Origin of the sequence: Erwinia sp. V71 (assembly GCF_965644245.1) — a bacterium.
Lineage (GTDB): Bacteria > Pseudomonadota > Gammaproteobacteria > Enterobacterales > Enterobacteriaceae > Erwinia.
Map to the genome: position 1 here is coordinate 50,801 of NZ_CBFFRK010000007.1, position 20,034 is coordinate 70,834.

Annotated in this window: 16 protein-coding genes and 1 pseudogene; 8 read left to right on the plus strand and 9 right to left on the minus strand. The window is 56.8% G+C overall.

Going from position 1 to position 20,034, the window contains the following annotated elements; all coding sequences use genetic code 11:
- Nucleotides 1–41 precede the first annotated feature (41 nt).
- Nucleotides 42–623 carry an NAD(P)H-dependent oxidoreductase gene (locus tag ACSZO1_RS02895; RefSeq protein ID WP_437609343.1) on the minus strand — a complete coding sequence of 194 codons (582 nt, stop codon included), beginning with the start codon at nucleotides 621–623 and terminating at the stop codon, nucleotides 42–44.
- 195 nt (nucleotides 624–818) lie between these two features.
- On the opposite strand from ACSZO1_RS02895, the pseudogene ACSZO1_RS02900 reads away from it, so the two are divergent.
- A pseudogene (locus ACSZO1_RS02900) lies at nucleotides 819–1,085 on the plus strand (transporter substrate-binding domain-containing protein); the annotation flags it as partial.
- A gap of 30 nt (nucleotides 1,086–1,115) precedes the next feature.
- Here the strand turns inward: ACSZO1_RS02900 and ACSZO1_RS02905 are convergent.
- Both ACSZO1_RS02905 and ACSZO1_RS02910 read right to left on the minus strand, forming a co-directional pair.
- Complete coding sequence (locus tag ACSZO1_RS02905; RefSeq protein WP_437609345.1) at nucleotides 1,116–1,982, minus strand: VOC family protein; 867 nt, start codon at nucleotides 1,980–1,982, stop codon at nucleotides 1,116–1,118.
- A complete protein-coding gene (locus ACSZO1_RS02910; protein WP_437609347.1) occupies nucleotides 1,982–3,133 on the minus strand; it encodes an amidohydrolase in 1,152 nt (383 codons plus the stop codon). Before ACSZO1_RS02910 ends, ACSZO1_RS02905 begins: the two co-directional genes overlap by 1 nt.
- Nucleotides 3,134–3,339: 206 nt before the next feature.
- Between ACSZO1_RS02910 and ACSZO1_RS02915 the strand changes: the two genes are divergently transcribed.
- The 6 genes from ACSZO1_RS02915 (at nucleotide 3,340) to ftsP (ending at nucleotide 11,159) form a co-directional block, all read left to right on the plus strand.
- Entirely contained in the window at nucleotides 3,340–4,341 is a 1,002-nt protein-coding gene (locus ACSZO1_RS02915; RefSeq protein ID WP_437609349.1) for an MsnO8 family LLM class oxidoreductase, read from the plus strand.
- Between the two features lie 19 nt (nucleotides 4,342–4,360).
- Nucleotides 4,361–5,518, plus strand: a complete 1,158-nt coding sequence (locus ACSZO1_RS02920; RefSeq protein ID WP_437609352.1) for an amidohydrolase — start codon at nucleotides 4,361–4,363, stop codon at nucleotides 5,516–5,518.
- Nucleotides 5,519–5,606: 88 nt separating this feature from the next.
- Entirely contained in the window at nucleotides 5,607–6,401 is a 795-nt protein-coding gene (locus tag ACSZO1_RS02925; RefSeq protein ID WP_437609354.1) for an SIR2 family protein, read from the plus strand.
- 120 nt (nucleotides 6,402–6,521) lie between these two features.
- A complete protein-coding gene (parC, locus tag ACSZO1_RS02930; RefSeq protein ID WP_437609356.1) occupies nucleotides 6,522–8,795 on the plus strand; it encodes a DNA topoisomerase IV subunit A in 2,274 nt (757 codons plus the stop codon).
- Nucleotides 8,796–8,861: 66 nt separating this feature from the next.
- The gene (locus tag ACSZO1_RS02935; protein WP_437609359.1) at nucleotides 8,862–9,599 is read left to right on the plus strand and encodes a 1-acylglycerol-3-phosphate O-acyltransferase; all 738 of its coding nucleotides are present in this window, start codon (nucleotides 8,862–8,864) and stop codon (nucleotides 9,597–9,599) included.
- A gap of 141 nt (nucleotides 9,600–9,740) precedes the next feature.
- Nucleotides 9,741–11,159 carry a cell division protein FtsP gene (gene ftsP, locus ACSZO1_RS02940; protein ID WP_437609361.1) on the plus strand — a complete coding sequence of 473 codons (1,419 nt, stop codon included), beginning with the start codon at nucleotides 9,741–9,743 and terminating at the stop codon, nucleotides 11,157–11,159.
- Between the two features lie 49 nt (nucleotides 11,160–11,208).
- Here ftsP and ACSZO1_RS02945 read toward each other — a convergent pair whose 3' ends face one another.
- Together ACSZO1_RS02945 and dkgA are read right to left on the minus strand one after the other, a co-directional pair.
- Complete coding sequence (locus ACSZO1_RS02945) at nucleotides 11,209–13,953, minus strand: hypothetical protein (protein WP_437609363.1); 2,745 nt, start codon at nucleotides 13,951–13,953, stop codon at nucleotides 11,209–11,211.
- A gap of 216 nt (nucleotides 13,954–14,169) precedes the next feature.
- Nucleotides 14,170–14,994, minus strand: coding sequence for a 2,5-didehydrogluconate reductase DkgA (gene dkgA / locus ACSZO1_RS02950; RefSeq protein WP_437609365.1), 825 nt, complete (start codon nucleotides 14,992–14,994; stop codon nucleotides 14,170–14,172).
- Nucleotides 14,995–15,218: 224 nt separating this feature from the next.
- Between dkgA and ACSZO1_RS02955 the strand changes: the two genes are divergently transcribed.
- A complete protein-coding gene (locus tag ACSZO1_RS02955) occupies nucleotides 15,219–16,109 on the plus strand; it encodes an AraC family transcriptional regulator (protein WP_437609367.1) in 891 nt (296 codons plus the stop codon).
- A gap of 1 nt (nucleotide 16,110) precedes the next feature.
- Here the strand turns inward: ACSZO1_RS02955 and ACSZO1_RS02960 are convergent, their stop codons facing one another.
- The 4 genes from ACSZO1_RS02960 to ACSZO1_RS02975 all read right to left on the minus strand — a co-directional run bounded on the left by ACSZO1_RS02960 (nucleotide 16,111) and on the right by ACSZO1_RS02975 (nucleotide 20,034).
- Nucleotides 16,111–16,776: a DedA family protein gene (locus ACSZO1_RS02960; protein WP_437609369.1), complete on the minus strand. Its 666-nt coding sequence runs from the start codon at nucleotides 16,774–16,776 to the stop codon at nucleotides 16,111–16,113.
- 145 nt (nucleotides 16,777–16,921) lie between these two features.
- A complete protein-coding gene (gene metC, locus ACSZO1_RS02965) occupies nucleotides 16,922–18,112 on the minus strand; it encodes a cystathionine beta-lyase (protein WP_437609371.1) in 1,191 nt (396 codons plus the stop codon).
- 113 nt (nucleotides 18,113–18,225) lie between these two features.
- Nucleotides 18,226–19,518 (minus strand): TRAP transporter large permease, encoded by a 1,293-nt coding sequence (locus tag ACSZO1_RS02970; protein WP_437609373.1) that lies wholly within the window; start codon nucleotides 19,516–19,518, stop codon nucleotides 18,226–18,228.
- Between the two features lie 9 nt (nucleotides 19,519–19,527).
- On the minus strand, nucleotides 19,528–20,034 hold the full coding sequence (locus ACSZO1_RS02975; RefSeq protein WP_437609375.1) for a TRAP transporter small permease: 507 nt from the start codon (nucleotides 20,032–20,034) through the stop codon (nucleotides 19,528–19,530).

Sequence of the window (20,034 nt, forward strand, 5' to 3'; positions counted from 1 at the left end):
GAAAATCGCGCCGTCCATAAGGCGAACGGCGCACAACACTTTTACGCAAACACCTGCGCCAGATGTTCACGATAGCGCGCAATATCACGCGGTACATCCGGCTGTTTAATCACATCATTACAGATAAAGGTCGGCAGGCCTGTCATTCCCAGGAACTGGTTCGCTTTATGGAAGTGCAGATAGACACCATCAACGCCGACGCCTTCAAAGAACTGCTCAGGATCGGTAAAGGCTTCCAGCGGCGCATTCCAGGTCAGTGACAGCATATAGGTTTTACCCTGAATCAGACCGCCGGAACCGTATTTCTTCGCCGCGTCTGCGCGGGTGCGGCCATCGCTGGCATACAGCTTACCGTGGCCTTCGGTAAACACTTCATCGATATACTTTTTCAGAATCCACGGTTCGCCCATCCACCAGCCAGGCATCTGATAGATGATGCTGTCAGCGGCCAGGTATTTTTCAATCTCCTGCGCCACGTCGTAGCCTTCATCCACGCGGGTAATCTCTACCTGGTGACCGTTATCCCGCAGGAAAGTGGCGGCGACATCAGTCAGGGTATGATTCAGTTCACCTTTGGAATGGGCAAACACTTTGCCCGCATCAATAATAAAAATCTTGCTCATCTGCCCGGATTCTCCTGTTTATGCAATGGCGTCAGTGTACGCGTGCAACGCTGCGGGAAAAATGTGTTGTGGATCACAACACTCTTGCCTGGGACGCAATAATCGATGGTGCCAGGGTAAGGTTGACGCCCGGATAAAAAATGAGAAGTGTAATAATGAAAATCGTATGGGCATTGGCATTAATGGCGGTGGCAGGAAGCGCGAGTGCGCAGTCACTTGCCACAGGGCAACCTGACACTGTTCCACGATAACGTCACTATCTTCCAGCAGCTGGTGGATAACAAAGCGGACGTGATGATAACTGATGCGTCGGAAGCGCTGTATCAGCAGAAACGCTACCCGCAGCTGTGCGTGGTGAATCCCGAGCAGCCAATGCAGTACGGTGAAAAAGCGTATATGTTGCCGCGTGATGATATCAGCTGGAAACTGTACGTCGATCAGTGGCTGGCGGCCAGCCATTAAACGTTACCGTGCCCCTGCCGGGGCACGGATTCAGTGATGAAAACGCAGCGCCAGATGAAAACCGTGGCTGGCGTCCACCACCAGCGCGTCGGCTTCTTCACGAAACGGCACATCGCCGCTTAACAGGCTGGCGCGGGTTTTACTCAGATCATCGGTCTGCAGTCCCAGCGCCACCATGCGCGGCTCGCCCTGGTAATCCTCCGGCAGTGCGCCATAACGCTGCTCAGCCCAGGCGGCGGAAGCAAAACGCACGGTCGCCACACCCGCCTGCAACAGAAATGCGCCATCATCGCGCGCCAGAATCCGTTCGCTGCCAAACAGCTGGCTGTAGACGCGTGTTGCTGCCGCTGGGTCCTGCGCCACGATAACGAATTCAGTGATATCGCGTACCCCGTTGGGGTGCTGCTGCCACGCGTCTTGCCAGACTGCGTGCGGCGTCAGATGCTGACAGAAAAAGCTGCGGCCATTGGCCACCCGTGACGGACGCAGGCGCACGGTGCGGAAGCTGGCTTGTTCTTCCTTGCCATCCGGCAGCGTGACGGGGCGCGAGAAAGAAGCCGGGGCATCGCCATCCAGATCCTGCTGCTGCAGGTGCCGGAAGACCTCATCGGCATCACGGGTTTTCCACACCAGGCCGCTGAGACCTGGCGGTGACTGCCACACCTCCGGACGCAGCTGCGCGCGTCCGGCCTCGAAGCCGAGCAGTTCCAGATAGTTGTGCTGAAATATCGCCAGGTGATTGCTGGAGCCCAGCGTATGGTGGCCGCGCGGACTGACCTGAAAACCGAGCCGACGATACAGTGCACTGGCGCTGTCCAGCTGTTCACCGACATTGATCACCACATGATCGAGGGCGGGTTCAGGGATTGCCACGGATTCTCTCCTTGTTTTACTCATCAGGATGCCAGACTCTCGGTTTGTGTTACGGCCAGCAGGGCACGTGGCGCCAGCGCCGTAAAGTAGTCCACGGCCGGGCCAATCAGGGCTTCGGCCGGGTCGAATGCGGGATGGTGCAGGCCAAATTCGCTGGCGCTGCCAATCGAAACGAACGCCCCTGGCACATGGTGCAGATAGAAGGCGAAATCCTCACCGCCCATTTGTGGCGTTGCGACTTCAGTGCGGTAACCGGACTCCTGCGCCAGCTGCAGCGCGAAATCGGCCCAGCCGGGGGTATTGACCAGCGCGGGTGGACCCGGCTGCCAGTCAAGCTGCGCCTGAGCACCAAACCCGGCGGCGATGCCCTGAATAATGGCGTCGATGCGCTGCGGGATCTGCTCGCGAATGGCGTTGTTGTGGGTGCGCACGGTGCCTTCCAGCTCTACCGTCTGTGGCAGCACATTCCAGGTATTACCGGCAGTGAAACGTGTGACGCTGACCACTACCGATTCCAGTGAACTGAATACGCGGCTCGGCAACGCCTGCAGCGCGGTGACGATTTGGCTGCCAAGCACAATGCTGTCGATACCTTCATGCGGCCGCGCGGCATGCGCCCCTTTACCGTGCAGGCGGATGACGAAGCGATCGACATTGGCATACAGCGCGCCGCCTTTGGTTTTTAGCGTGCCGAGTGGCAGATCCGGCGCGTTATGCATGCCAAAAATCGCCTGCACGCCTTTTAATGCGCCGGCGGCAATCAGCTGTTGTGCGCCCTTGAACGTCTCTTCAGCGGGCTGAAACAGAATGCGTACCCGTCCTGGCAGCGATTTTTCCTGTTGTTGCAGGCGATGCGCGACCCCCAGCATCACCGACGTATGCACGTCGTGACCGCAGGCATGCATTACGCCGCGGTGTTGCGATTTCCACGGATGCGCTGTCTCTTCCTCAATCGGCAGGGCATCGATATCGGCACGCAGCGCAATCAGCGGCTCGCCGTGACCGATTTCTGCTACCACGCCGGTTTTCAGCCCTAACGGCAGCAGGCGAATGCCCGCCTGTTGCAACCAGCCCGTAATACGTTGTGTGGTAGCGAATTCCTGATTCGACAGTTCCGGATACTGATGCAGCTCGCGCCGCCAGCGTACCAGTTGTTCAGTGGACATTTCCGACATGCTGATCCTCAGAGGTGTAAAGGCGAAAGGTCATCATCAGTGGGCAGACGAGTGAGGTGAACCAAGGATTTGCACTAAGCTTTTGCGAAAAAAACAAATACGGCTTATGCCATTTTTTAGCTTCACTTGCGCAGATTTGTTGTTTTACCAAATAAGCACGCCGTCCCACTATTAATGCCATTGGTGCATTAACAAGGAATTGGCTGATGTCATATCGACTGAGTTTGCTGGATAAATCCCCGCTTGCTGACGGTGAAAGCGCGTTTGAGGCGCTGCATCGCACCCTGTTTCTGGCGCAGCAGGCCGAGAAGTGGGGGTATCACCGTTTCTGGCTGGCGGAACACCACAACACCGCGCAACTGGCGAGTCCGTCTCCGGAAGTGCTGATTGCCTGGATTATTGCGCAGACACGCCATATCCGCGTGGGTTCTGGCGGTGTGATGCTGCAGCACTACAGCCCGTATAAAGTAGCGGAGAACTTTAACCTGCTGGCAGCACTGGCACCGGGCCGTATTGATCTCGGCATCGGCAAAGCGCCGGGTGGCCTGCCGCTCTCCACTCGTGCTCTGCAGCAGGGATTACATCAGGACGAGAAAGGTTCTTTTGCCGAACAGCTGGCGCTGCTTGATGGCTGGCTGCAGCCCGCTAATGGCGCGGTGGTGGACGGTGAATCACTATTCGCCACACCGTTACCGGCACGTCCTGCGAACCGTTTCCTGCTTGGCGCCAGCGAAGAGAGCGCCAGACTGGCTGCCAGCCTTGGCTGGCAGTTTGTATTTGCCGCGCATATCAACGGCGATCATACCCTGCTGGAACAGGTACTGAAGACCTATCACGCTGCGAGCGGCGGACAACGTGCGCTGGTGGCGGTGCAGGTGGTGGTCGCGGAATCAGCGGCGCAGGCCGATCGGCTGGTCAGCGATTTGCGTCACTACCATGTGCGGGTAGCCGGTGGTCAGGGCGTCAATGTCGCCACGCTGGAGCAGGCTGAACGTTATGTGCGGCAGGGCGGTTATACCGATTATGTGATTGAACCGCGTGTCCCGTCACTGCTGAAAGGCACGGCGGCGCAGGTGCATGCACGGCTGGACGCATTGCAGCACGAGTTTGGTATTGAAGAGTTTGTTGTCGATACCCCGCTGGTTGCCGCTGAGCAGCGACTGAGATCCCTTGAGCTACTGGCGACTCATCACTTCGAGACCGCCTGATTCACGCAGGAGACGTATCATGAGCGAAAGCCTGGAAGCCCAACTGATCGCTTGGCGGCGCGAGCTGCATCAGTATCCCGAACTGTCGAATAAGGAACAGGCCACCAGTGAACGTATTCGCGGCTGGCTTGATGCGGCGGGTATCCATCGGCCGCATTACGCCATCGAGACCGGGGTGATCGCGGAAATTGGCCGTGGCGACAACCTGATTGCGCTGCGCGCTGATATTGATGCGTTGCCGATCCATGAAGCCACCGGGTTGCCATGGCGTTCCCGCCATGCGGGCGTGATGCACGCCTGCGGTCATGATATTCATACCAGTGTGATGCTGGGCGCGGCGCGGCTGCTGAAAGCACAGGAAGCGACCCTGCCTGGCCGGGTCAGGCTGCTGTTCCAGCCTGGCGAAGAGAACTGTACCGGCGCGCGTCAGCTGATTAAGGCCGGCGCGCTGCAGGACGTGCAGGCGATTTTTGGTATGCATAATGAACCTGGCCTGCCAACGGGCGTCTTCGCCACCCGCCCCGGCGCATTCTATGCCAATGCCGATCGCTTTGTGATTCGGGTCGAGGGCAAGGGGGCGCACGCGGCACACCCGGAACAGGGCACCGACGCCATTCTGGTGGCCAGCCAGATTATTCAGGCGTTGCAGGCGCTGACCAGCCGCAGCTTTAATACTCTCGACAGCCTGGTGTTAAGCATTACCCGTATCGATGCCGGGAAAACCTGGAATGTGTTACCGGCGGTCGCCGAGTTTGGCGGCACCGCGCGCACCCACGATATGCAGGTGCGCGAACAACTGGAAGCACGAGTGCGTCAGGTGGTGGAAAGCGTGGCGCAGGGGCTGGGTGTGCGCGCCACACTGAGCTGGTATGCTGGTCCGCCAGTGCTGATTAACGATGACTACTGGGCCAGCTTCAGCGCCGATGTGGCGCAGCAAAGTGGCTATCAGGTACAAACCGCTGACCTGCATCTGGGCGGCGAAGATTTCGCGATTTATCTGCAGCAACTGCCCGGCGCGTTTGTATCGATTGGCAGCGCCAGCGAGTATGGTCTGCATCATGCCGCGTTCAGCCCCGATGAAGCGCTGATCGCCCCGGCAGCGCACTATTTCGCCCGTCTTGCCCGTCAGGCGCTGTTACAGCTGAAGGCGCGTGAGCGCACTGCCGTCGCCAGCTGAACACGATTTATCCTGTCCTCTCCGTCATATCGGGTTTATCCTGCGGTGATAAATAAAACATTACAGCAGGTTGTTTACTGGAGAGAGCATGAAACCCGAACTGAAGCGCGCTTACGATGCCGGTAAGCTGATTTTGTTTGCCGGTGCTGGCATTTCCCGCAATCTTGGCCTGCCGGAATGGCACGAGCTGATTTCTCATCTGGCGCATGAACTGGGTTACGACCCTGACGAGTTCAATTCTTATGGCACCCACCTGGCGCTGGCGGAATATTATAAAAAGCGCACCGGTTCGCTCGGGCCGCTGCGCAGCTGGATGGATCGCGAATGGCATCGTCCGGACATCGATGTGCGCAGTTCCGAAATCCATACCCTGATCACCCAGGGCAACTTCTCCCGCATCTATACCACCAATTATGACCGCTGGCTGGAGCTGGCGCATGAGGCACACCATGTGCCTTACCGCAAAGTGTCCAGTGCTGCTCATCTGGTGTCACTCACCGAAAGTGAACGCCATATTATTAAACTTCATGGCGATTTTGACGATGATACCTCGCTGGTGCTGGATGAAAGCAGCTATTTTGAACGGCTGAATTTCGACAGCCCGCTGGACCTGAAACTGACCCATGATGTGATTGGTAACTCAGTGTTGTTTGTCGGCTACAGCATCAGTGATTTCAATATTCGCCTGCTGTTTTACCGCCTGACCAAAATGTGGGGGCGCACCGGGCTGGCGTCGGCACGACCGAAATCCTATCTGTTTACCAACCGCTATAACCCGGTGGCGAAAGAGGTGCTGGGGCAGTGGGGGATTGAGATGATCGTGTCCGACGAAGAAAACCCGCGTAGGGCGCTGGCGACCTTTTTGCAGGAATTGATCGCCTGATTACTGAACGCGCGGTTCCCTGTGACAGAACCTCGTCAGATAAGGTACTATCCTCGTCAAACTTTGTGTGGCGTGCCCGATTAGCGGTTTATCACGTCGCGATGTGAGGAATTGAGATTAATGAGTGACTTGACGCAGGATGGTGCAGAGCGTCTTGCCCTGCATAAGTTTACGGAAAATGCGTACCTCAACTACTCCATGTACGTCATCATGGACAGGGCGCTTCCCTATATTGGCGATGGACTGAAGCCGGTTCAGCGCCGAATTGTCTATGCCATGTCAGAGCTGGGTCTGAACGCCAGCGCGAAATTCAAAAAATCCGCACGTACCGTCGGTGACGTGCTGGGTAAATACCATCCGCACGGCGACAGCGCCTGCTATGAAGCGATGGTGCTGATGGCACAGCCGTTCTCCTACCGTTACCCGCTGGTCGATGGCCAGGGGAACTGGGGTGCGCCGGACGATCCGAAATCCTTCGCAGCGATGCGTTACACTGAATCGCGTCTGTCGAAATATGCCGAAGTGCTGCTGGGTGAGCTGGGGCAGGGGACGGTCGACTATGTGCCGAACTTTGACGGCACCATGCAGGAGCCGAAAATGCTGCCTGCGCGTCTGCCCAATATCCTGCTGAACGGCACCACCGGTATCGCCGTGGGTATGGCGACGGACATTCCGCCGCACAACCTGCGTGAAGTGGCGCAGGCGGCGATCACGCTGATCGACAATCCGAAAACCTCGCTTGAGCAACTGCTGGATATCGTGCAGGGGCCGGACTTCCCGACCGAAGCCGAAATCATTACGCCACGCGATGAAATTCGTAAGCTGTATCAGAACGGTCGCGGCTCAGTGCGTATGCGCGCGGTGTGGAAGAAAGAGGACGGCGACGTAGTGATTACCGCGCTGCCGCACCAGGTGTCTGGCGCACGCGTGCTGGAACAGATTGCTGCACAGATGCGCAATAAAAAATTGCCGATGGTGGAAGATCTGCGTGATGAATCCGATCACGAGAACCCGACGCGTCTGGTGATTGTGCCGCGTTCTAATCGTGTGGATATGGAGCAGGTGATGAATCACCTGTTCGCCACCACCGATCTGGAAAAAAGCTACCGCGTTAACCTGAATATGATCGGCCTCGATAATCGTCCGGCGGTGAAAAACCTGCTGGAGATCCTCAGCGAGTGGCTGGTCTTCCGCCGTGATACGGTGCGTCGCCGTCTCAATTACCGGCTGGAAAAAGTGCTGAAACGCCTGCATATCCTCGAAGGTTTGCTGGTGGCGTTCCTCAATATTGATGAAGTGATCCATATCATCCGTACTGAGGACGAGCCGAAGCTGGTGCTGATGGCGCGTTTTGACATCAGCGAAACCCAGGCGGAAGCGATTCTGGAATTAAAACTGCGTCATCTCGCCAAACTGGAAGAGATGAAGATCCGCGGTGAGCAGGATGAGCTGGCGAAAGAGCGCGACCATCTGCAGGGTATTCTGGCGTCCGAACGCAAAATGAATAACCTGCTGAAAAAAGAGCTGCAGGCAGACAGTGACGCCTATGGTGACGATCGTCGTTCACCGCTGCGTGAGCGCGAAGAAGCGAAAGCGATCAGCGAGAATGAGCTGGTGCCATCCGAACCGGTGACCATCGTGCTGTCGCAGTCTGGCTGGGTGCGCAGTGCCAAAGGCCATGATATCGATCCGACGGGGCTCAGCTACAAAGCCGGTGACAGTTATCTGGCCGCCGCGCGCGGTAAGAGCAACCAGCCGGTGGTGTTTATTGACTCCACTGGCCGCAGCTATGCGGTTGACCCCAGCACGCTGCCATCGGCGCGTGGTCAGGGCGAACCGCTGACCGGTAAACTGACGCCGCCGCCGGGCGCTGCCTTCGAGCAGGTGCTGATGGAAGCGGAAGAGCAGAGACTGCTGATGGCGTCTGACGCCGGTTACGGTTTTGTCTGTACCTTTAACGACCTGATTTCCCGCAACCGTGCCGGTAAAGCGCTGCTGTCGCTGCCGGAAAACGCCAAAGTGATGACGCCAGCGGCGATTCAGCACGATGACGATATGCTGCTGGCGATCACCAGTGCAGGCCGGATGCTGATGTTCCCGGTCGGCGATCTGCCGCAGCTGTCGAAAGGCAAAGGCAACAAGATTATCTCCATTCCGGCGGCGCAGGCGGCATCGGGTGAAGACAAACTGGCCTGGCTGCTGCTGCTGCCACCGAACAGTGCGATTACCCTGCATGTCGGCAAACGCAAGCTGACGCTGCGTGCGGAAGAACTGCAGAGATTCCGTGCTGAGCGTGGACGTCGTGGCACCCTGCTGCCGCGCGGCCTGCAGCGCATTGATCGGGTGGATATTGATGCACCAGCGCGTCCAGCCGTGGGCGACAGCGAAGAATAACAACAAATAACCGGGTGAATGACGGTGGCGTAACCACCGCGTCACCCGGCAGAAAATGAGGTCGTGATGCTTTTACTTTTACGTACGATTATTGTCATCATTTATTCGGTTCTGGTTTGCGTGTTTGGCAGCATTTACTGTCTGTTTTCCCCGCGAAATCCCCGACATGTCTCCACCTTTGGCCGTATGTTTGGTCGTCTTTCGCCGGTGTTTGGCCTGAAAGTGGAACTGCGCAAACCGGCTGATGCGGAAAGCTATGGCAATGCGATTTATATCGCTAACCACCAGAACAACTACGATATGATCACCGCTGCCAATATTGTGCAGCCCACCACGGTGACGGTAGGTAAGAAAAGCCTGCTGTGGATCCCGTTTTTTGGTCAGCTCTACTGGCTGACGGGTAACCTGCTGATTGACCGTGAAAACCGTGCCAAAGCGCACGGCACAATTGGTCAGCTGGTGGAGCAGTTTGAGAAGAAAAAAATCTCTTTCTGGATGTTCCCTGAAGGCACCCGCAGCCGCGGCCGTGGCCTGCTGCCGTTTAAAACCGGCGCGTTCCATGCCGCAATGACGGCAGGTGTGCCGATTATCCCGGTAGTGGTGTCCAACACTCACAACAAGATTAAGCTGAATCGCTGGAAAAACGGTCTGGTGATTGTCGAAATGCTGCCGCCCGTCGATGTGAAACAGTTCGAAGAGCAGTCGGTGCGCAAGCTGGCAACCCACTGTCGTGAGCTGATGGCGGCCAAACTTGAACAGCTGAATGCGGAAGTTGCTGAGCGCGAAGCCAGTAACCGCGTGTAAACCCGCCAGTCCGTATGACGTGGCGGTATCAGCAATGACGGGCGGACCCTGGGCAGCCCGTGCTAAAATAAAGACCTCTCAATTATAAAAAATAGTAAGCGGCATATTTCCTCTGGCCGCATTTACGGGTACGGAGTTTGTATGTCCATCAGTCGACGTCAATTTATTCAGGCATCGGGCGTCGCCCTGTGTGCGGGCGCAGTGCCCGGCCGGGCACGTGCGGCGGCTAACGGCACGCCGTTACCGGTTCCACCCTTGCTTGAATCTCGTCGTGGTCAACCGCTGTTTCTTACTCTGCAACGCAGTCACTGGTCATTCAGTGGCGACACCAGCAATAAAGCGCCTGTCTGGGGCGTCAATGGTATCTATCTCGGGCCGACGATCCGTGTCTGGAGCGGCGATGATGTCAAACTGATCTACAGTAACCGCCTCAATGAACCGGTCGCCATGACGGTGGCAGGATTGCAGGTGCCCGGCCCGTTGATGGGCGGCGCATCGCGGATGATGTCGCCAGGCACCGACTGGGCGCCGGTGGTGCCGATTCGTCAGGCTGCTGCCACCTGCTGGTATCACGCCAATACGCCTAACCGCATGGCGCCGCATGTGTATAACGGCCTGGCGGGAATGTGGCTGGTGGAAGACAGCATCAGTAAGTCCCTGCCGATCCCCAATCATTATGGCGTCGATGATTTTCCTGTGATTATTCAGGATAAACGGCTGGATAACTTTGGCGCGCCAGCCTATGACCCGCCCGGCAGCGGTGGTTTTGTCGGTGATACCCTGCTGGTGAATGGCGTGCAGAGTCCGTTCGTCGAAGTGTCGCGCGGCTGGGTGCGTTTGCGCCTGCTGAATGCCTCCAACTCGCGTCGCTACCAGCTGACGCTCAGTGACGGTCGTCCGTTCCAGGTGATTGCCAGCGATCAGGGCTTTCTGCCTGCGCCGGTGGCGGTACAGCAACTGGCGCTGGCACCGGGCGAGCGACGGGAAATTCTGGTGGATATGTCGCAGGGCAACGAAGTGTCAATCAGCGCTGGTGTGGCGGCGACCATTATGGAACGCCTGCGCGGTCTGTTTGAGCCGTCCACGATTCTGACGTCCACTACGGTGCTGACGCTGCGTCCAACCGGCATGCTGCCGCTGGTCACTGATAATCTGCCGATGCGGCTGGTGGCCGATCAGATCCTCGATGGCATCCCGAGCCGTACCCGCGAATTGCGTCTCGGCGACAGCCTGCCGGGCATTAATGGTGCAATCTGGGATATGACACGCATCGATATTCAGGCGCAACAGGGCAGCTTTGAGCGCTGGATTATTCATGCCGATGTCCCGCAGTCGTTCCATATCGAAGGCGTGATGTTCCTGGTGAAAAGCGTCAATGGCGCGCAGCCGATGGGGGAAGATCGCGGCTGGAAAGATACTGTCTGGGTTGATGGCGATATCGAGCTGCTGGTGATGTTCCCGCAATCTTCCTCGGAGCACTTCCCGTTTGTCTACCATAGCCAGACACTGGAAATGGCCGACCGCGGTTCCGCCGGGCAGCTGCTGGTGCAACCCGCGTAATCCCCGATGCAGCCGGATAGCGAATCCGGCTGCATGACTGACAAAACGGCTAGTGGTGTTCTTCGGCCGCCATCTGCTGAGCCGCAAGATGGTCCTCCAGACTCGCCATCAATTCACGGTTCGTGAGCGGGAGCCGGCTGATCGCCGTTCTGACCTGCCGACGCAGCGTGTTGCCTATTCTTACAATATCGGCCGGCTCACTAATATGCCTGTTGCCTGGCTCTGCCAGTGCGGCAGCTTCCGTCAGGCAAAAACCGGGTGTTACTGTGTTGCGTAATTCACAACCGGCGCTATCAAATATAATTCGTCCGGGGTATTCCGGGTGTCGGCCAAACTGAACATTGCTGCCCTGCGATCGCCATGCGAAGTAGTGATTCTGGTTGATATATCGAACGACGGCGACGCATTGCCTTAACAGGCTGTGAGGATGCAGCAGTTCAGCCGGTGGTATTGCATGAGACGATGTTGCCGAGTAGACACTGTGCACCAGGTTATCCGCAGTGACGATCACCAGTGTTGTCCTCTTTTGGCTGTACATATGGCTGCGAACAATCATGGGCGGCATGGCTTCGAAACACACTTCCATCCAGGCTCTTTGGTCATGGATAATATTGGCCAGTAAGGACAAATTAGGGGCGTCTGGAATGATGACTATCTCCTGCTGCTGGCCCGCGCTAGCGCGCTTTTCCTGAGCGGGAAAGGTTATGACAGGATTTGCCTGTGGCGCAGTTTCCAGCCTCATGGGCTGATCTGTTGTCATCCAGCCCTGCTGGCGGCGGGCGAGATATTTATCAAATGCCTGCAGCCAGAGTGTTTTTTCTGCTTCGGTGACCGGTTGTTGCCGCTTACTCTTCCAGACGTTCAGCATCTGCCTGCCAGGGTTGCTCAGCCCATCGTTGCCTGCCAGTTGCAGCCATTTCTCCAGTGGGAGAGAGAGGTAACTGATAAGCCCACTGAAACGGTTTTCCAGTATGTCCTGACCATAATGCTGTAGCTGCTGTACCATGCTCTCCCACATCAGCAATGCGGTGCCGAATGTCCTTTCATCTGCAGAAAAATCGGCCGGTTGTGGTCTGCCAGACAGGAAGGGGGCAGGACTCACCGGCACAGATGACGCGATAGTCTGCGATGAGTCAGAGGTACGTCTGTCGAGATTAATGAGCAGACGTTGCCCGGTGACATCGGCCTGCCTTTCCGCTCTCCGCACGGCAATAATCTGGACTTCATCATCCTGCTCTTCATCAGAGTGTTCTTCATCGTACAGTGTCTCGTCGGTTTGTACCTCAGCGTGACGTACTCCGGCCGCCTCTGTATCACTGACCTGTTCATTGTCGGCTGGCAGGTCATCGGTTTGTACCTCTGCGTCCTGTACTGCTGGCGGGGGCAGAAAAGCATCATTCTGTATTTGTGTGAGGGTGGGAGGAGACTGCAGGGACGAGATACTCGGGTTTTCTGAAAGCGAGTGCACCGGGCTCAGCAGAGGTGGGGACCCTGCCTCCGTGGCTTTCTGCGAGCCGGTGCTGGGGAGCGAAGGGGTGAATGCCGATGCCTGGCTAAGCGTGCTGCTCTCCTGAGAGGGAAGCGGAGGCTGACTACGCACCGACGCTGTCTTTGCCGCCGCCTCCCTAGCCGTAGCCTGAGCCGCTGTTTCTGTCGCATAAAGCTGGTTGCAGTAATTGATCACCGCATTGACCCGCGCGGGAACACGCGCCTGGCTCAGGCTTCTCAGGCAGTGGTATTGCGGAAACAGGGTGATGAGGTACTGATCATACTGGGATTGTGTCCGATGAAGGCTTATCAGGTGACGCCAGTGTTCCTCCCCTGCGGATACCTTCAGCTTTCTCTTCAACTCGCTAATTTTATTGTTAAGTCTGCTCATTTCCTGTAGCTGAGAGGCTTCAGTGCCCTGCCCATCGGTTCGGGCTTTCGCTTTTAGGGTGATGGTGGTGGCTAGCACGTCAGCTGCCGTGTACTGCATTCCGTCAGGAAAATGGAGAAGGGGAGTCTGCGCCGCTTCCGTGATGAATTGCTGCTCAATCACACTGGGCATCATGAGAGCCATTTGCTGAAAAATTCCGGGTACTGTCTGCTGTATCGCTTTAAACGGCGTTTTATGCTGTTTCAGTGTGGCCGCCACATCCTTCATGATGGCAGTCTCAGCACAACAGAATGCCTGCTCCTGCTCTGCTATCCCGCGATTGATGACCGTTGTGTGCACCCATGCTTCGGTTCTTTGGGTGTTTGCTGTCGTCGTTTGTGCCGGGCGGCCGGCTCTTTTGCGGCCTGTGGCGGGGGACTGCCCAGGCAACCGGGGTTTGCCGGTTTTTTCGGCGGTCATTTGCTGTTTTTGTATCATTTCAGCTGAACGGCAGTAAGTCTGTTTATGGCCAGGGGCCTGTGACTGACCACGTTTAATGCCATATTGGTGTGCTAATGGCGGGATGAGATGCCCCTCGCGATTAACCGTGGCAGGTTGTACAGCATGGCGTTGCTGTGCATAAAGCAGCGTGGGCGCCGCCAGTGGCTGAGAGCGTGGATCCCATACTGATGACAAAACAGCGTTCCTGATAGGGTACGTATCAGCATGCGTTTTCATCACGTCTGTTTGCGTGGGGTGAAAAGAGGGGAGCGGCAGGGGCTGGTCAGGTTGCTGTTGTAACAAGTGCACTACAGGACTGGATGGGTTGCTGACTTGCCGCAGGGCATTGGTTAGCGGTGTCTGTGCGTCAGGTTGTTGATGAGTCTGTATAGCCTTCTGCCAGTGAACTTCTGCAACCGGTGTGTTTTTAAACATAAAACCTCGCGAAAAGGCGTTGCCGATTTTAACTATACGGACAGTAAAAAAACGTGCCGTTTAAGATACGAGTCGCCCGGTTTTTCTGCTTACAGCTTTCGCCGCTTTACTGTGTGCTTTCTGATAACGGAACGGGGAGAATTGATCGTGCAGGCGGGAGTGGCTGGGGTAAACGAGGCTGCCGGGCGGCGGTGTGTTCCGCCGCCCGGTAAGGGATCAGTTAAACTCGTCCGGATTCGGTCCCAGACGGTGACCTTTATCCAGTCTGGTCAGTTCGCTGATTTCCGGTTTTTCCAGGCGGAAATCGAACACCTTAAAGTTCTCTTCAATGCGCGATGGAGTGACTGATTTCGGGATCACCACCAGGCCGCTGTCCAGATGCCAGCGAATCACAATCTGCGCCGGGGTTTTGCCATATTTCTTCGCCAGGTTTTTCACTGCTTCATGGTCGAACACGCCTTTGCCGCCCTGCGCCAGCGGGCTCCAGGATTCAGTCTGGATCTGATGCATGGCATTCCAGGCATGCAGTTCGCGCTGCTGCAGCATCGGATGCAGTTCGATCTGATTCACCACCGGCGCCACCCCTGTTTCATCGATCAGTCGTTTCAGATGCGGCTGGTTAAAGTTACATACGCCGATGCTTTTGGTCAGCCCCTGCTGCTGCAGCGCAATCAGTGACTGCCAGGCTTTGACATAGTTATCCTGCTGCGGGCAGGGCCAGTGCAGCAGATAAAGATCGACGCTGTCCAGTTTCAGCTTGTTCAGGCTGGTTTCCAGCGCTTTTGGCGCATTCAGCTGCTCGTCATTCCACAGCTTGGTGGTGACAAAAATCTCGTCACGCGGCACGTCAGTTTCCTGCAGCGCCTGGCCAATTCCTTCCTCGTTTTTGTAGATCGCGGCGGTATCGATAGAACGATAGCCGACCTGCAATGCGGTCAGCGCTGCGCTGCGTGCTTCTTCGACATTGGCCTGCCAGACGCCCAGTCCCAGTTGCGGCATCATATTGCCATCGCGCAGCTTGATAATCGGTTGCTCTGCCATAACGTCTCCTTGCTCACGAGTTAACGGATGCCTGCGGCATCGGCTTAATATTAGAGTCTAGCCTGCTATCGCAGGTTGCCACGAAATATCGTTACCCTAACGGGCAGCGAAGGCAGCGGCTATGCCCATTCCTGCTTTAATCTTGCCTGATCCTCTTCAGCGCTGGAGAATTGCACAGCAACAGGGCACACTTTGTTGATTCCCGGTTGATTATGGATACAGGTATGGATCGTCAGGCAATCTGCGCCCGGCTGGCGCGACAGGTGACAGGGTTGATGACCGAGGGCAAAACGTCGCTGGCGTCGGTGCCGGATATCAAACTGCTTTACGCCGACCGCCACTATGGCCGTATGCCGGTGATGTATAAACCCGGTATCGTGATCCTGTTTCAGGGGCAAAAGGTGGGGTATCTCGGTACGGAGGTGTTTCAGTACGACGTGAATCACTATCTGATGCTGACGGTGCCGCTGCCATTTGAGTGTGAAACTTTCGCCAGTCCGGACAGGCCGCTGGCCGGTATTGCACTCGATGTCGACTCCATCATCCTGCAGGATTTACTGATGGATATCGGCGATGACGACAGTTTCCAGCCAGTACCGCAGACGCGCGGTATTCATTCGGTGGCACTGAGTGAGGCGATGTTGTGCGCCTGTGAGCGGTTGCTGGATGTGATGTCTCAGCCGCGCGAGGCTCGGGTGCTGGGGCCGAATATTGTGCGTGAAATTCTCTACTACGTACTGACCGGGACCGGCGGTGGTGCGCTGCTGGCGCTGGTCAGCCGCCAGACGCAGTTCAGCCTGATTGCCCGTGCGCTGCGCCGGATTGAACATCACTATACCGATAACCTGAGCGTGGAATCACTGGCAGCAGAAGTGAATATGAGCGTCTCCGCGTTTCATCACAACTTTAAAGCGGTGACCAGCACCTCGCCGTTGCAGTATCTGAAGAGTTATCGTCTGCATCAGGCGCGGATGCTGATGGTGCAGGATGGGCTGAAAGCCAGTGCGGCGGCCATGCGCGTGGGTTACGAAAGTGCGTCACAGTTTTCACGCGAGTTTAAGCGCTTTTTTGGTGTGACTCCGGGGGAAGAAGTGGCGCGAATGCGCGCCACCTGATTCAGGCCTGTACCTTCTTCTTTTTATGTTTCCATACCATCATGATGCTGCCGGTCAGGCCAATAAACAGCAGTGCGACAGGTAGCACCATCAGAATCGCCATCATCTGATCTTCATGACGTTTGATAAACGGCACCTGGCTGATGCCATAGCCGAAGGCCACGACAATCGATACCCACAGCAGGCCGCTCAGCCAGTTAAAAAACTGGAAGCGACCGCTTTTCAGCCCGGAAATCCCCGCCATGGTCGGCAGCAGGGTACGCACAAAGGCGAGGAAACGGCCGACCAGCAACGCAAGCAGACCGTGACGGTTAAACATATGCCAGGCGCGCTGGTGGTATTGCGCAGGCAGATGCAGCAGCCAGCTTTTCACCAGTTGCGTGTTGCCCAGCCAGCGACCCTGCAGATAGCTCAGCCAGCAGCCGAGGCTGGCGGCAGTGGTGAGTATCACCATGGTCGGGACAAAATCCATCACCCCTTTTGCCACCATAGCACCTGCCAGCAGCAATAAACTGTCGCCAGGCAAAAACGAGGCGGGCAGCAAACCATTTTCCAGAAACAGAGTGAGGAACATCACCCCGTACACCACCCACACCACTTCAGGATTGGCCAGCGCGGCAAAGTCCTGATGCCAAAGCGCTTGCACAATCTCATGTATTGCACTCATGTCATGTCCTGTTTGCTGCGGTTCTAAGCCCTGGTGAAGATTGTACCTGCAAATGGCAGGCAACATCTTGATCTATGGCGCGAAGCGGCATTGTTGTTGAGGTTCTATTAAACATTTTTTAGTGCCACTCGCGCCTGAGTGGTTATTACTGAGCAATACGGGCAAATCCGGCCGCCAGATCGTCGATGAGATCGTCGGCATTTTCCAGACCGATATGCACCCGCACCAGTGTACCGCTAAAATCGACTCCGGCGACAGGGCGGATTGCCGCCAGCTCTTCTGGCTGATTGGCAAGAATCAGTGACTCATAGCCACCCCAGGAGTACGCCATACTGAAATGCTCAAAATGATCAAGGTAATCAGACAGCTGTTGCGGCGTCAGTTTTTGCTTCAGCACAAACGAAAACAGACCGCTGCTGCCGCTAAAATCGCGTTTCCAGAATTCGTGCCCTTTGCATTGCGGCAGCGCCGGATGGTTGACCACCGCCACTTCAGGGCGCTGTGCCAGCCATTGCGAGATGCGGATGCTGCTCTCTTCATGCTGACGCAGGCGCACCGCCAGCGTGCGCAGGCCACGGCTGGTCATGTAGGCGGTATCGGCGTCCACCGTCTGCCCCATCAGATAGGAATTTTCGCGCAGCTGTGCCCAGCAGCGTTCATTGGCGACGGCAGTGCCGATCATCGCATCAGAATGACCAATCAGGTATTTGGTGCCCGCCTGAATCGAAATATCGACACCGAAATCGAGCGCCCGCAACAGAATGCCTGCGGCCCAGGTGTTATCCAGCATAATCACTGCATCTGGCGCTTTGCTGCGTACCGCGGCAACAATCGCCGGAATATCCTGTACTTCCATGGTGATGGAACCGGGGGATTCGAGGAACACCACTTTGGTATTGGGCTGCACCAGATCGGCGATGCCTGCGCCAATGCAGGGATCAAACCAGCCGGTGGTGACATTCATTTTGCTGAGGATTTTCGTACAGAAGTCCTGGGTCGGTTCATAGGCCGAGCCGGTAACCAGCACATGATCGCCGGCAGCGACGAAGGAAAGGATCGCATTCGCGACGGCTGCTGCGCCACAAGGGTAGAGCACGCATCCGGCTCCGCCTTCCAGTTCCGTCATCGCGTCCTGCAGGGAGAAGTGCGTCAGGGTGCCGCGGCGGCCGTAGAACAGTTCGCCATGCGCACGTCCGGCGGTGGCGCGTTTCTTATCTGCGACGGTATCAAATACCAGCGACGACGCGCGCTGGATCACGCTGTTCACGGAACCCTGAGTAAAACGTTTTGCCCGACCGGCGCTAATCAGCGCGGTTTCGATTTTTTTCGTTGTCATACCTGTGCTGCCCTGCCAAATCCTGAGAAACAATTAACTTAACACGATTAGCGGGCCGTGGCTTAGCAGGAAAATGGATAATTAACGTGCGCCCGGCGTTGCCGGGCGCGGGGTTAACCGCCCATCACCCCCGTGAGGTGCGGCAGCCATAACGAGATCGCGGGGACATAGGTGATCAGCATCAGCACCAGCAGCAGTGCGCCATAGAACGGCAGCATGGCGCGCACCACCTGTTCTATCTTCTGCTTACTGACCGCGCTGGCGACGAACAGCACCGATCCCACCGGTGGCGTAATCAGGCCAATACCGAGGTTCACCATCATGATCATGCCGAAATGTACCGGATCGATGCCCAGCGCATTGGTGACCGGCAGCAGCACCGGCGTCAGGATCAGGATAATCGGCGCCATATCCATCAGCGTGCCAATCAGCAGCAACATGATGTTAATGCACATCAGAATCACATACTTATTGTCGGAGATGCTGGTGAAAAAGGTGGTAATGCGATCCGGCAGCTGCATCCAGGTCATCACCGCGCCAAACGCGGCGGCAAAACCAATCAGCACCATCACAATGGTGACGGTTTTCACTGTGCGGCACATCAGTTTCGGCAGCTCGTGCCATTTGTAGTCGCGATAGATAAACATGGTGACAAAAAACGCCCACAGACAGGCAATTGCCGCCGATTCCGTGGCAGTGAAAATGCCGCTGAGAATCCCACCGAGGATGATCACCACCGTCATCAGCCCCCACAGTGCTTCGCCAAGCAGCTTCAGCGCCTGTTTAAACGGGATGCGTTCCCCCTTCGGATAATTACGGCGATGGGCAAACGTAATGCACATTACCATCAGCGTAATCCCCAGCAACAATCCAGGCAGCACGCCCGCGATAAACAGGGCTGCGATAGACACCGTGCCACCGGCTGCCAGCGAGTAGATCACCGAGTTGTGGCTGGGCGGGATCAGAATCGCCTGTACTGAGCCGCTGGCCGTCACTGCCGCGGCGTAATCACGCGGATAACCTTTCTTATCCATCTCCGGGATCATAACCGATCCGATCGATGCGGTATCCGCCACCGACGAACCGGAGATCGCGCCAAAAAAGGTGGAGGCGACGATATTGACCAGTGACAGGCCGCCGCGAATAAAGCCAACAAACACATAGGCAAAATTCACCAGCCGCCGGGCGATACCGCCTTCCGCCATAATCGCGCCCGCGAGGATAAAGAACGGGATCGCCAGCAGGGAGAACTTATTCACGCCGCTGGTCATCTGGATCATCAGCGCTTCCAGCGGCAGATCGATCCACCATGCGCCGACCAGCGCGCTCAGTCCTACGGCATACGCGACCGGCATGCCTATTGCCAGCAGCACCGCTAAAGTCATCAGTAATACAAAAGCATCCATAACGACTCCTCAGGTATTACCCAGCATGACAACCGGGCGCTGTTCCTGCGAACCAAACGCCAGACGTTCCAGCACAAACAGCAGCGTCAGCGCCGAACCCAGCGGCACCGGTAAGTAGCTTTGCCCGGCGGTAATCGCGGGAAACTCGGCAATTGGCTGCCCCCAGAGCTGCAGACACAACTGGCTGCTGTACCAGAGAATAAACAGGCTAATCACCAGCATCAGCAGGTCGGCCACGCGCGCCGCAACGGACTGCCATGCAGGCGGCAGACGGTCGGTCAGCATCGAGACTGCGATATGGGAACCGGCGCGATAGCTGACGGCGGCGCCGACAAACGTGAACGTCACCATACACATAATCGCCAGCGGTTCCGGCCACGGTGCGCCATCGTTCAGCACGTAGCGCATAAAGATGGCAAAGGGCACAACCAGCGTCATCACCAGCAGCGCCGCGCCGGAGAGCACCATTGCCGCCAGGTAGAGCCCATCCATCAGGGAATGATATTTATTCGCCAT

Excerpts from the sequence above, each read along its gene's own strand:
- ACSZO1_RS02895 (WP_437609343.1), bottom strand. The coding sequence starts at position 623 with ATGAGCAAGATTTTTATTATTGATGCGGGCAAAGTGTTTGCCCATTCC.
- ACSZO1_RS02905 (WP_437609345.1), bottom strand. The coding sequence starts at position 1,982 with ATGAGTAAAACAAGGAGAGAATCCGTGGCAATCCCTGAACCCGCCCTC.
- ACSZO1_RS02910 (WP_437609347.1), bottom strand. The coding sequence starts at position 3,133 with ATGTCGGAAATGTCCACTGAACAACTGGTACGCTGGCGGCGCGAGCTG.
- ACSZO1_RS02915 (WP_437609349.1), top strand. The coding sequence starts at position 3,340 with ATGTCATATCGACTGAGTTTGCTGGATAAATCCCCGCTTGCTGACGGT.
- ACSZO1_RS02920 (WP_437609352.1), top strand. The coding sequence starts at position 4,361 with ATGAGCGAAAGCCTGGAAGCCCAACTGATCGCTTGGCGGCGCGAGCTG.
- ACSZO1_RS02925 (WP_437609354.1), top strand. The coding sequence starts at position 5,607 with ATGAAACCCGAACTGAAGCGCGCTTACGATGCCGGTAAGCTGATTTTG.
- parC (WP_437609356.1), top strand. The coding sequence starts at position 6,522 with ATGAGTGACTTGACGCAGGATGGTGCAGAGCGTCTTGCCCTGCATAAG.
- ACSZO1_RS02935 (WP_437609359.1), top strand. The coding sequence starts at position 8,862 with ATGCTTTTACTTTTACGTACGATTATTGTCATCATTTATTCGGTTCTG.
- ftsP (WP_437609361.1), top strand. The coding sequence starts at position 9,741 with ATGTCCATCAGTCGACGTCAATTTATTCAGGCATCGGGCGTCGCCCTG.
- ACSZO1_RS02945 (WP_437609363.1), bottom strand. The coding sequence starts at position 13,953 with ATGTTTAAAAACACACCGGTTGCAGAAGTTCACTGGCAGAAGGCTATA.
- dkgA (WP_437609365.1), bottom strand. The coding sequence starts at position 14,994 with ATGGCAGAGCAACCGATTATCAAGCTGCGCGATGGCAATATGATGCCG.
- ACSZO1_RS02955 (WP_437609367.1), top strand. The coding sequence starts at position 15,219 with ATGGATCGTCAGGCAATCTGCGCCCGGCTGGCGCGACAGGTGACAGGG.
- ACSZO1_RS02960 (WP_437609369.1), bottom strand. The coding sequence starts at position 16,776 with ATGAGTGCAATACATGAGATTGTGCAAGCGCTTTGGCATCAGGACTTT.
- metC (WP_437609371.1), bottom strand. The coding sequence starts at position 18,112 with ATGACAACGAAAAAAATCGAAACCGCGCTGATTAGCGCCGGTCGGGCA.
- ACSZO1_RS02970 (WP_437609373.1), bottom strand. The coding sequence starts at position 19,518 with ATGGATGCTTTTGTATTACTGATGACTTTAGCGGTGCTGCTGGCAATA.
- ACSZO1_RS02975 (WP_437609375.1), bottom strand. The coding sequence starts at position 20,034 with ATGGCGAATAAATATCATTCCCTGATGGATGGGCTCTACCTGGCGGCA.